The organism is Psychrobacillus antarcticus (assembly GCF_029533155.1).
Classification (GTDB): domain Bacteria; phylum Bacillota; class Bacilli; order Bacillales_A; family Planococcaceae; genus Psychrobacillus; species Psychrobacillus antarcticus.
Genome location: NZ_JAIZDB010000008.1, coordinates 104,266 through 116,213, shown reverse-complemented (window position 1 = coordinate 116,213; position 11,948 = coordinate 104,266). Strand labels below are relative to the sequence as shown.

Below are 11,948 nucleotides of genomic sequence, written 5' to 3'. Positions count from 1 at the left end.
TATAAATGTCAACACAAATATGTACATTTCCGCTTGCGTAAGTATGTACAAAATTACTCGTTTTCCTTCGTTAAATGATTCTTCAATCTATAAGAATCTCCTACAATTGAAACGACGGTTGCGTGATGTAAAACTCGGTCTAATATTGCATTGGCTAACTTAGCCTCCTGGAAGACTTCGTCCCACGTATTAAAGTTTGCATTTGTCGTAAGGATCGTGCTTTTCTTCTCGTATCGCATATCGATTAATTGAAAGAATAGCTTCGCATCCTCTGCCTCAATTGGGAGATAGCCAATCTCATCGACTATTAACAGCTTATATTTGGAGTAATGTTTTAAACGACTTTCTAATCGATTTTCAAGTCGGGCTCTTTTTAGATTTTGGATTAAATCATGGCACTTAATAAAATAAGTGCTAGTTCTTTTCTTTGCTGCGGCAATTCCAATCGATGTTGCCAAATGGGTTTTTCCAACCCCACTTGGCCCCAAGAAAACTATGTTCTCATTAGCCTCTAAAAAGCGAAGTGTTAAAAAGTCTAAAATTAGTTGCTGATTAATAGATGGTTGAAAGGTAAAATCAAAATCTTTTATCTCTTTCCGGTGGGGGAAAGCACCCACCTTTACCATAGCTTGTGTCATATTTTGCTCGCGAACATCAATTTCATAACTTGTTAATTTAATGAGTGTATCGATGATGGACAGTTCATTATGCACGCTGAAGTCTAAGACTTCGTCGAGATGTAAGGTCATTTGCTTCAATTTTAAATAATCTAAGTTAAATAATAGTTGTTGATAATTCGTTGAAATTGGGTTCATTATTTATACACGTCTCCTATCGTTGCTAAATTTCGTTTAGCTAGATCCTCAATATCTGGGTACTTGGGCATGGAAACAGCCATAGCCTCCTGATAATGCGATTCTTGATAGTTTAGTTTTTTGTTGCTTATAGGATGTTGTGCGATAAGCTCCGTGTTATAATAAATCCATAATTGGTCATCGTACACTTGTAGTCCTACGTTTTTCCCTTGGTATTTCGATGGTACGGAGTACTGATTAGACTTGTAGGAAATCATGTTTGAAGCATTGACTTTTACAAGCGTATGTTTGATGCGATAGGAATCCCTTACTTTTTCAGTTGGTAGCTGGAGTAGGTGATTCCTTTCTTTTTGGAACTCTAGAATTGGGATTTTACCTGTCCCTTGATGTACTCCATGATTAATTCGATTACATAAATCTTCTACAAACTGATGCAACTCTTCTAAGGTCAATTGACCTTGATAAGCATGAATTTCCTCTAATAGTTTCATCGTTGTTTCTATTTTCCCTTTCGTTCTTGGTCGTCCTGCAATACAAGGTTTCACTTTAAAACCAAAGTCATTGGCGAATTGTGCGAACTTGGCGTTTACTTTTCCAGAAGAATATTCTGTCCTCGCTTCATCCATGACTGTTTTCATATTATCCGTGACAATTTCTGTTGGTACACCTCCAAAAGCTTCGAAGGTTTCTGTCAAGAAGGTTAGTAAGACACTCTGTGACTTGGAAATACTCAAATAAAACCTGCGCATCCGTGAGTGAGAAAGGATTAGTGCTGCTACATTAACCTCCACCTTTTGCCCATCTTTTGTTTCAAAAAGTATACTCTCTTTCCAATCCAACTGTGCCTGTTTACCAGGTGGAGTTTCGAAACGGACAGTTCCCTTGGGAGAAGGAATACGTTTGTCTTCTTCAAAATAGGCATTAAATTCAGGGATTTTACTAATGTAAGCACGAAATGTAGAAGCTCCACAATCAAGCCCATGATTATCTTTGAGATATTGCCAAAGTACTCGACGATAATAGAATTTTTGTATGGAGTCCTCTGAAAGTAGTACAGATATAATCGAGTAATATTCATCTATTTTGGATGGTTTATTACGCGTACGTTTTGGGATAAAGCCATTCAGATACTTTTCTATCGTTCTTCGATCTACCCCTAATTCCCTTGCTAGTTCACTCTTATTTATTTTCATTTTTAGTTGCTCCATTATTTGTTTAAATTTTGGAAGGTCGTCTAGACCTTTAACTTCAAAATCCATTTCAACATTTAACGATATGTACATCTTAATCACCTCAAAATTATTATAAAGAAGTGATCATTTTTGTCCATATTTATTCAAGCAACTTTGTACATATTTAAATTAACATTTGTACCCACGTTTCAGCTTGCGATTTGCGGTCCTGACCTTGCGATTTTCCTGAAGTATCTTGCGATTCTCGGTGTCGACCTTGCGATTTGCGAAACTTAGGAGCGAGTTTCTCCCTTCATATCTTCATAAACTTTCTTTAAAGCCTCATAACGCTCCCCATCAAAATCTTTCTGCCCACGAATATACTTCTCTTTAAGATTAAAATAACATATCTCCAAATATTCTTCGTTATGATGATGAACGAATGGATGTGTTACCTCTTCAAAAGGTCCTTCTGCGAAATAACGATCCATTTTATCTATCGTGCGAATATTAATATAGCGGGCACGCATTTCATGCAGAACAAGTTGCGTATAGGCAAACAAATCATCTTTCGAATAGTCATAAATATAGTTAATCAAAATATGACGATCTTCCTTTGCAAATATGCTATTTAACTCACGCCACTGTGCTAGCAGCTGAGACTTTGGTAAAACATTTAGTAAATTTTGATGCCATAAACGCAATCAGATCAACTCCCTTTCTACCTATTGTACGGCATTGATAGGAAGGACTGTTAAGAAAAAGGTTGGAACTTCACAATACCTAAACAATTTTTACTTAACATTATAAACTCATCCATACTTGCTTAATGTTTGTTTTGTAGAATAATCCTTGTAAGCAAATCAAAACAAACATAAACAAATGGAGGTTTTCATTAATGTCTTTTAAACGAGTCTGGAAAAAAAGTTTAGTCGGTGTATTAGCAGTATCTATTTTGGCGGCTTGTTCAGATAGTTCGGCAGAGTCAACAGTTAATGGCAACGATTTATCAGTAGATGAGATTACAACAAAAGCTAAAGAAGAAGGCACGGTAAATTCAGTAGGTATGCCAGATACTTGGGCGAACTGGGTAGAAACATGGGAAGAGCTTGGCACTGAGTACAATTTAGAACATGTAGATACAGATATGTCGAGCGCAGAAGAACTTGCTAAGTTTGAAGCTGAGAAGGAAGATGCAACGGCTGATATCGGAGACGTTGGTATAGCGTTTGGACCGATTGCGAAAGACAAAGATCTAACATTAGCTTATAAAACTTCTTACTGGGACGATATTCCGGATTGGGCAAAAGACGATGAAGGCCACTGGGTTGTTGGATATACAGGAACAATGTCCTTTTTAACAGATACAAATAATGTAAAAAATCCACCTAAATCATGGGAAGACATTAAAAACGGTGATTTTAATGTAAGTATTGGGGATGCATTAACTGCCAACCAAGCGCAGTTTGCTATTTTAGCAGCGGCAATGGCTTATGGTGGAGATGAGACAAATTTACAACCAGGAATTGATTTCTTCGCAGAGCTTGCAAAACAAGGTCGTTTACAAGGTGACGCAACCGTTGCAAACTTGGAAAAAGGAGAGATTGATGTAGCAATTATGTGGGATTTCAACTCGTTAGGCTACCGTAGTCAAATTGATGAGTCACGCTTTGACATAGTCATTCCAGAAGAAGGTTCAGTTATTTCTGGATATGCAACAGTTATTAATAAATACGCAAAAAATCCACATGCTGCGATGTTAACACGTGAATATATTTTATCGGATGCTGGACAAGAAAATCTGGCAAAAGGGTATGCTCGTCCTATTCGTGAAAACGTAGAGCTTTCAGCAGAAGTAAAAGCATTATTATTACCTGAGGAAATGTATGCAAATGCAAAACCAGTTGGCGATCAAAAAGCGTGGGAAGAAACAACGAAACAAATTCCACAAATGTACCAAGAACAGGTGTTAATCCATGTCAAATAAGCGTGTAGTTCTAATAGTCGTAGATGCCCTTCGATTCGATACCGCATGTACACATATGGGATTCATGCAACATTTAGTGGAAAGAGATGCTGGTGCGCGCTATGAAGTGCGCTCAGAAGTACCATCATTATCTCGCCCACTATATGAGACGATTTTAACGGGGACACCACCAATTATTCATGGTGTTACAAGTAATGCTACCGTACGTTTATCCAATCAAACAAGCTTATTCCATTTAGTAAAAAGCAACGGAAAAACAACCGCTGCTGCTGCTTACTATTGGGTGAGTGAACTGTATAATCATGCTCCTTTTAATCATTTTACAGATCGTATTCAATTGGATACGGATCTCCCGATTAAAGATGGACTATTCTATTTTGAAGACCACTATCCAGATAGTCATTTATTCGCTGAAGCGGCTTGGTTACTGGATAATAAAAACCCTGACTTTTTATATATTCATCCGATGAATGTGGATGATGATGGTCATAAGTTTACGGCAGATTCCAAGGGATATCGTAATCGTGTACTAGCGGTAGATGCCATTCTATCGATGTTTATCCCTAAATGCTTAGAGCAAGGATATGAAGTAATTGTAACGGCTGATCACGGCATGACGAGCGATGGAAATCATGGAGGTAATACGATAGAAGATCGACATGTTCCGATGTTTGTATTGTCGGATAAAGTGAAGCCGGGTATTAATGAAGGTATTGTTTCACAGTTACAAGTGGCACCTTTAGTTTGCCAATTATTAGAGATAGAGCCTTCAGGGGAAATGGTTCCTCTTCTTCTGAACGGTGTACGCAACTAAAAAGGGGCCAAGTGCCTCTTTTTTCACTTTAAAAAGGAAGTAGTGATGTTAGTTGACTTCTAAAAAGCAATTGTTCGTTTGGATATTGCCGTTTTTAGTACTTGTCTTGTTATTTTTTATCGTACCATTGCTATATATGGTTATTTCAAGTTTTAGTAGTGGGGATGGATTTACGTTCGGTCATTATCATGAGGTTTTGACGAGTAGATATATTTTACAAGGATTTAAAAATAGTATTACGCTGTCTGCAGTTTCGGCTATTATTGCGCTAATTGTAACGTTGTTTGCGGTGTATGCGATCATGCGTTTTTCAGAGCCGGTGCGTGAGCGGATTTTAATGATTTCGAATTTGACATCGAATTTTTCTGGTATTCCACTAGCGTTTGCTTTTATCGTTTTATTGGGTAATAGTGGTTTGTTCACACTGTTATTTGAAAAATGGGGAATCGATTCGTTAGCGTCGTTCTCTTTATATAGCTGGAGTGGATTACTACTTGTGTATATTTACTTCCAGTTACCTTTATCATTGATGCTTTTATATCCAATTTACTACGGTATTCAGCAACAATGGAAGGATGCAGCTGCGCTACTTGGGGCATCGACTTTTCAATTTTGGAGAAAAATTGGAGTTCCTATTATGCTTCCAGGGATTGTTGGGACATTTAGTGTCCTTTTTGCGAATGCGATGGGTGCGTATGCGTCTGCCTATGCGTTAACAGGCAGTAATTATAATTTAGTCGCCATTCGAATTGGTGCATTAATAAGTGGTGATATTTTTGCACAGCCAGAACTTGCAAGTGCGGTTGCAGTGTTGCTTGGAGTGACGATGGTTATCGCGATGCTGCTAAGTGAGTGGAGTATTAAGAAAACAAGGAGGAATTTATAGTGAAAAAGAGAGGTTTTGCAGATCTATTTTTTTTCTTCCTTCTTTTATATTTATTCCTCCCTATTTTAGCAACGATGCTTTATGCGTTTGCAACTAATTGGAACAAAACGGTGTTACCGGAAGGGCTAACGTTTAAATGGATCTCAACGTTATTTCAGGATAGTAGTTTTATCGAGGCATTTGGACGATCGGTTTTACTCTCTGGAGGAGCGGTACTGCTTGCTTTATTGTTCATTGTGCCAGCGATTTTTGTTATCGTTCTTTATTTTCCAAAGTATGAGAAATGGATTCAAGCGGCGGTCGTTATGGTCTATGCATTTCCGGGTGTTATATTAGCAGTTGGGTTGATACGTGCGTATGCTCATATAGGAGTGCCGATGATTTTAGCGGTCCTGGGGGCCTATGTGATTAGTATTTTACCTTATATTTATCAAGGGACGCGTAATAGTTTGCGCAGTGTAAATGCAAGACAGTTATTGGATGCTGCGGAGTTATTAGGTGCATCTAAAGCACAAGCCTTTACGAAAATATTATTACCAGCAGTATATCCGGGACTGTTTGCAGGTGCGTTATTGTCATTTTCCGTGTTGTTCGGTGAATTTGTATTGATCAATTTGGTTGTAGGTTCAAGGTTTGAAACGGTTCAAATCTATTTGATGAAAAAGTTGAGTACGAGCGGTCATATTGCGAGTAGCGTTGTGTTTGTTTACTTAGTATTAATGGGTATTTTAACATTTATCATATCGATGTTAACGAAACGATCAAAAGGGGCTGCAAAAGTATGAGTTATGTTGTAATAGAAGGCCTGCATAAAACTTATGGCACGAATGCGGTATTATCAAATATTGATATGACGATTGAAAATGGAGAATTTGTTACGTTACTTGGACCGAGTGGCTGCGGCAAAAGTACAATTTTACGTATTATTGCTGGTTTGACAGATGCGACTTCCGGATCTGTGAAAATCGAAGGGAAAAATATGAACAACATCCAACCGAAAAATCGTGAAGTTGGAATGGTGTTTCAGTCCTATGCATTATTTCCGAATATGACTGTAAAAGAGAACGTTGCATTCGGGTTGAAAATGAAAAAAATGAACGCCATTGAAATAGTGGAAAAAGTGAAAGATACATTAGCACTAGTGCACTTATCTGATAAAGAGCATGCATTTCCACATGAATTATCCGGAGGACAGCAACAACGAGTTGCACTTGCAAGAGCATTGATCGTACGCCCAAAAGTATTGCTTTTAGATGAACCACTAAGTGCATTAGATGCACAAATTCGTAAAAAGTTACAAGCAGATTTACGTTCGATTCAAACAGAGCTTGGCATGACCATGGTTTTAGTTACGCATGACCAAGAAGAAGCAATGGCTGTATCGGATAAAATATTCGTGATGAATAAAGGGGAAATTGCGCAAGAAGGGTCTCCAACAGAGATTTACACAAAACCGGAAAGTGAGTTCGTTGCCAATTTCATCGGGCATTATAATGTATTTACACGGGAAGAATTAGAGCAGATGATTGGTGGGAAACTACCTGGAGAACGGCAGAAGTTTGCAATTCGCCCGGAGGCTATTCATTTAAAAGCAAACGAAGGAGATTTCTGTTTTACAGGTATTGCAAAAGAAGCAGTAATGAGTGGGAATGTCATTCGAACTGTTTTTCAAGTAGGTGAACGTACTTTTTCCGTGGAGCAGTTACATGATCGAGGGTCTTCGGTAGAGCTCGGAAATAAGTATCGATGCTATGTATCACAAGAAGATGTGGTTGCATTATTATGATGTACTCCAAATTAGAACGTTTTGAACATATTTTAAGTAAGCTAGAATTTGAACGGCAAATTGTTGTCTCCGTTATTGCAGAAGAGTTGAATGTGGCACCAGAAACGATTCGTCGTGATTTTGATGAGTTAGAGGAACAGCATTTGTTAACAAGAGTGCATGGTGGTGCTGTGAAGTTTATCAACTTACGAAAAGAGCCTGAGTATTTACGAAAGTTGGATATGCAAAAAGAGGCTAAACGTGAAATTGCTCGTCTTGCAGCTATGCGTATTATGGACGGAGATACAATTGCGGTAGATGTTGGGACGACCACTGTCCACATGGCGGATTTTCTCGTGGAAGTAAATAATGTAACGGTCGTAACGAATTCGATTTCTGCTGCGGTAAGGTTCAACTTAGCTTTGGAAGAAAAAAGAATGACTGGTAAAGTGATTTTGCTTGGAGGGACGACAAACCCTGAACAATCTTCCGTGTCTGGAGCAATGACATTAGAATGGCTTAGTCGTATGAATTTGGATAAAGCATTTTTATCATGCGGTGGGATAGATGAAGGAATCGTTTTTGACTACGATTTGGATGAATCACTTGTTTCTACAAAAATGATAGAAAATAGTTATGATCATATATTGCTAGCGGATACTACGAAGATAAACCAAAAATCTTTTTATGAGATATGTAATTTGAATGATATTTCAGAAGTTATTTGTAATGAAGCACGTCCGACTAGTTGGACGACGTTTGAAGGACAATGGACTGTGGCAGATGGAGGTAAGTATAAATGAAAATGGATTATCATGTACATTTAGAGGAAGGTCCATACTCATTTGGTTGGTTGGAGCGAACTTCTCAGGCAATTACTGCTTTTCATTCGCCAGAAGGCTTGGAAAAGGGCTCAAAGGAATTTATAACTTGGCAAACAAACGTATTGAAACATAGATTAGATCAAGGTTGTTATAGTGAAGAATGGTTAGACTTTTACTTGATACGTGCAAAACAGCTCGGATTAAAGGAAGTTGGCATTGTGGATCATTTATACCGTTTTAAAGAGACGAAAGCTTATTTCGAAAAGAATTTAATCTTAGATGAATCAGATTTAGGAAAGATGCAGCGATATTGGTTGGACAGTGTCATGACGGAAGATATGAATAATTTTGTGGATATTATTATGCGGTCCAAAGAGAAATGGCATCGAGAAGGAATAGAGCTGAAGCTTGGTATGGAGGCAGATTATTTTGTCGGCAGTGAAGCGGAGCTAACAGAGTTGCTAAGCGAGTACCCGTGGGATTACGTGATTGGCTCGGTTCATTTTGTAGATGGATGGGGATTTGATAATCCACAAACAGCGAATAAATTTGAAGATATGGATTTGAAGGCATTGTATGAGCGATTTTTTACGACTGTGGAGAAAGCTATTCGGTCGGAGTTGTTTGACTTTGTAGCGCATTTAGATAATTTGAAAGTATTCAAATTTAAAGTGGATGATACGGAATTTATGATGAATTGGTATAAGCGAATTGCAGATGCACTCGTGGAAACGGGGACTGCTACGGAAGTGAATGCGGGATTATTCTATCGATACCCGGTACAAGAAATGTGTCCAGGTCCTGCGTTTGTGAAGGTATTAGTGGATCGTGGGGTAGAATTTACGGTATCTTCGGATTCCCATTTCCCAGATGATTTAGGAAAGTATACTGTTGTGAATGCGGATATGCTGAAGTCCTTAGGCGTGGAGAAGCTTGTAGGGTTTGAACGAAGAGAGAAGAAGGACTTTTCCATTTGACCATGTGTAAGAAACATTAGATTCACCTTGCGATTCGCCCCAAACCACGTTTCAACTTGCGATTTGCGGACCTGACCTTGCGATTAACCGGAAGTATATTGCGATTCTCGAGGTAGACCTTGCGATTTGAAGCGTTTAATTTGCGATTCGCCCCAAACCACGTTTCAACTTGCGATTTTCGGACCTGACCTTGCGATTAACCGAAAGTATATTGCGATTCTCGAGGTAGACCTTGCGATTCGAAGCACCTAATTTGCGATTCGCCCCAAATCACGTTTCGACTTGCGATTCGCGGACCTGGCCTTGCGATTTCCCTGAAGTATATTGCGATTCTCGAGGTAGACCTTGCGATTCGAAGCGCTTAATTTACGATTCGCCAAAAAACAAGATTCAAAACAGGGACGGTCTTGATTTAAGTCAATGAAACATCTTAACCCCTCTATTACAATAAAGTGAAAACAATAGTAGGGGGTTATTTTATTATTAGCTCACAAAAGAACGTAATAAGTTTGAGAAAGGCTGCTATTATTTCGGGTATATCACTGATCATTATGGCTATTGTTGCAGGATTTTCTTATGGTTATGCCCACAGTAGTCTTGTCGTACCTGGTGATATAAGCACAACTTATCAGAATATCGCATCATCCATTTTGCTGTTCAAAGCTGAAATAGTAGGTTGGGTCGTTATTTTAATCCTGGATGTAATTGTCGCTTGGTCTTTTTATATCTTCCTAAAGCCGGTTAATCAGGAATTAGCACTGCTAGCTTCCTGGTTGCGTCTTACTTATGCAGCAATATTAGGAATCGCCATTCTTAATTTAGTCTTTGTGTTACTGCTCTCAAATGATGCATCATTAGCAAATCAGCTTCAAGCAGATATTACTTTGTACTTGGAAGCATTTGAAGTGATTTGGTCTGTTGGATTAATTGTTTTTGGTTTACATCTACTAGTTGTGGGATGGATTGCCTTCCAATCAAGTAGTATCCCTAAAATTATTTCTAGCCTGTTGGTAATTGCGGCAATAGGCTATATGGTAATTCACCTTGGCAAAACATTACTCATTGAACAAAATATTATTGCAACAATGGAGCTAATTTTTAATATACCAATGATTGCAGGAGAATTAGGCTTTGGATTATGGCTACTATTCAAAGGAGGAAAAGTCACAATTAAGTCGTGACTTCCGCTTAGCTGTGATCTATTTCTACACGTTTTTTAATTCTACTTAGTGACTCTGGAGTAATTCCGAGATAGCTTGCCAATTGATGTTGGGGTACACGACCAATTAGTTGAGGTCGTTTTAGTAATAGCGTCTTAAAACGCTCTTCAGGGGTCGAGGCGATAAATGTAGCAAATTCCTCTTGAACCTTACCAAAGTTTTCCTCGATCATCTTTCGCGTCATAATTTCCAATTGAGTATATTTGGTATACATGTCCTGTTCCGTATCTAATTCGCCTTTAACCAATACAGAGTCCTCCAGACACGTAAAAGTGTATTCGGATGATTTATCTAGTTTATGATTATTGAAAACTGCAATTGCTTGTTCTTCTGTGTAAAAATTGGACGTTACTTCTTTTCCTTCTTCATTTACAGAGTATTGCCTTATGCATCCCTTTAACACAAAATAACATTTGGTGGGAACATCTCCTTGTCTAAGAAGGATTGTTCCCTTTTTAAATTCATCGATCTTTATTTCATTTGCGATGGTCTTTTGTTGTTCTTCGGTAAGAGAAGTGAATTTAGACATATACTTATACAATATACTTTTCATTTTGCTCTCCTTTTATCCAAACACATTTAATACTATAATACTATAAATAAGAGTGGAGATTTATGTTCATTAATTTAAATGGTTCGTTATTTTTATCCCCATACTATGACTAATAAAATGACATCCGCACAAACTAAGTTGTAGTTAGCTTTTGTGAGAAAAGGATGTGTCCTATGGATTTTTTTCAAAGTCAGGAAACACTTACTACGATTGAGTGGATTCTTCGCGCTGTTGTTGCGTTTATCTTTTTAGTGGTTGTTGCTAAAGCAATGGGTCAGCGTGCCATCTCCCAACTAAGACTATTAGATTTTGTTATAGCTTTAGTCATTGGAAATCTTATTGCACAACCGTTATCAGATGAGAGGTTGGGGCTTAAAGGATCTATTATTACAACAGTAGTATTGGTTTCCTTATATCTTAGTGGTATTTTCCTAATGCTAAAATGGCCTTGGTTTAGAAGGCTGATTACCGCTCCACCCATCAATCTTGTAAAGGATGGAGAAATCATTTATGCAGGATTAAAAAAGGCACGAATATCCATTGATGTATTATTAGAAGAGTTACGGGAGGAAAAAGTAGAAGATGTGAAGAAAGTGGCATTAGCTATCTGGGAGGCAGACGGAAAAATTTCCGTATTTTTAGATCCCAAGTATAATCCACTTACACCTGCATACTACCAGCTAATAGCAGAGCCTTTTGACTTGCCAAAGTTAATCATCAAGGATGGAAAACTTGAATTAAAGGAGTTAAAGCAAATCAATAAGGACGAAGAATGGTTAGTTTCAAACTTAAAAATTCAATTCCAGACCGAAATAAAAAATGTTCTCCTCGCTACTATTGATCAAAAAGACAATTTGAAGGTTTTTTTGTATAAGTGAAATGAATTGGACCCTGTGTAAGAAACATTCATGTTAGTTAAAACAATCGTGAATGTT

Annotated in this window: 13 protein-coding genes; 9 read left to right on the top strand and 4 right to left on the bottom strand. The window is 37.9% G+C overall.

The features are described 5' to 3' along the window. Positions 1–53 precede the first annotated feature (53 nt). From istB to LDK52_RS06400, 3 genes are all read right to left on the bottom strand, one after another. Positions 54–815, bottom strand: a complete 762-nt coding sequence (istB, locus tag LDK52_RS06410) for an IS21-like element helper ATPase IstB (protein ID WP_277585119.1) — start codon at positions 813–815, stop codon at positions 54–56. Beyond that, positions 815–2,098: an IS21 family transposase gene (istA, locus tag LDK52_RS06405; RefSeq protein ID WP_320415346.1), complete on the bottom strand. Its 1,284-nt coding sequence runs from the start codon at positions 2,096–2,098 to the stop codon at positions 815–817. Before istA ends, istB begins: the two co-directional genes overlap by 1 nt. Positions 2,099–2,280: 182 nt before the next feature. Then, complete coding sequence (locus LDK52_RS06400; RefSeq protein WP_277585118.1) at positions 2,281–2,691, bottom strand: pyrimidine dimer DNA glycosylase/endonuclease V; 411 nt, start codon at positions 2,689–2,691, stop codon at positions 2,281–2,283. A 194-nt stretch (positions 2,692–2,885) separates the two neighbouring features. Here LDK52_RS06400 and LDK52_RS06395 point away from each other — a divergent pair, with 194 nt between their 5' ends. The 8 genes from LDK52_RS06395 to LDK52_RS06360 all read left to right on the top strand — a co-directional run bounded on the left by LDK52_RS06395 (position 2,886) and on the right by LDK52_RS06360 (position 10,421). After that, positions 2,886–3,974, top strand: a complete 1,089-nt coding sequence (locus LDK52_RS06395) for an ABC transporter substrate-binding protein (RefSeq protein ID WP_277585117.1) — start codon at positions 2,886–2,888, stop codon at positions 3,972–3,974. Further along, positions 3,964–4,788: an alkaline phosphatase family protein gene (locus LDK52_RS06390; protein ID WP_277585116.1), complete on the top strand. Its 825-nt coding sequence runs from the start codon at positions 3,964–3,966 to the stop codon at positions 4,786–4,788. Before LDK52_RS06395 ends, LDK52_RS06390 begins: the two co-directional genes overlap by 11 nt. 52 nt (positions 4,789–4,840) lie before the next feature. Next, positions 4,841–5,674, top strand: coding sequence for an ABC transporter permease (locus LDK52_RS06385; protein ID WP_277585115.1), 834 nt, complete (start codon positions 4,841–4,843; stop codon positions 5,672–5,674). Beyond that, positions 5,674–6,459: an ABC transporter permease gene (locus LDK52_RS06380; protein ID WP_277585114.1), complete on the top strand. Its 786-nt coding sequence runs from the start codon at positions 5,674–5,676 to the stop codon at positions 6,457–6,459. The genes LDK52_RS06385 and LDK52_RS06380 overlap by 1 nt, the downstream gene beginning before the upstream one ends. After that, positions 6,456–7,460, top strand: coding sequence for an ABC transporter ATP-binding protein (locus tag LDK52_RS06375; protein WP_277585113.1), 1,005 nt, complete (start codon positions 6,456–6,458; stop codon positions 7,458–7,460). The genes LDK52_RS06380 and LDK52_RS06375 overlap by 4 nt, the downstream gene beginning before the upstream one ends. Further along, the gene (locus tag LDK52_RS06370; protein ID WP_277585112.1) at positions 7,457–8,242 is read left to right on the top strand and encodes a DeoR/GlpR family DNA-binding transcription regulator; all 786 of its coding nucleotides are present in this window, start codon (positions 7,457–7,459) and stop codon (positions 8,240–8,242) included. Before LDK52_RS06375 ends, LDK52_RS06370 begins: the two co-directional genes overlap by 4 nt. Further along, entirely contained in the window at positions 8,239–9,240 is a 1,002-nt protein-coding gene (locus LDK52_RS06365) for a histidinol phosphate phosphatase domain-containing protein (protein WP_277585111.1), read from the top strand. The genes LDK52_RS06370 and LDK52_RS06365 overlap by 4 nt, the downstream gene beginning before the upstream one ends. 503 nt (positions 9,241–9,743) lie before the next feature. After that, complete coding sequence (locus LDK52_RS06360) at positions 9,744–10,421, top strand: DUF4386 domain-containing protein (RefSeq protein ID WP_277585125.1); 678 nt, start codon at positions 9,744–9,746, stop codon at positions 10,419–10,421. A 7-nt stretch (positions 10,422–10,428) separates the two neighbouring features. Here the strand turns inward: LDK52_RS06360 and LDK52_RS06355 are convergent, their stop codons facing one another. Further along, positions 10,429–11,013, bottom strand: a complete 585-nt coding sequence (locus LDK52_RS06355; protein ID WP_277585110.1) for a Crp/Fnr family transcriptional regulator — start codon at positions 11,011–11,013, stop codon at positions 10,429–10,431. 173 nt (positions 11,014–11,186) lie between these two features. Between LDK52_RS06355 and LDK52_RS06350 the strand changes: the two genes are divergently transcribed. After that, positions 11,187–11,891, top strand: a complete 705-nt coding sequence (locus LDK52_RS06350; protein ID WP_277585109.1) for a DUF421 domain-containing protein — start codon at positions 11,187–11,189, stop codon at positions 11,889–11,891. Positions 11,892–11,948 lie beyond the last annotated feature (57 nt).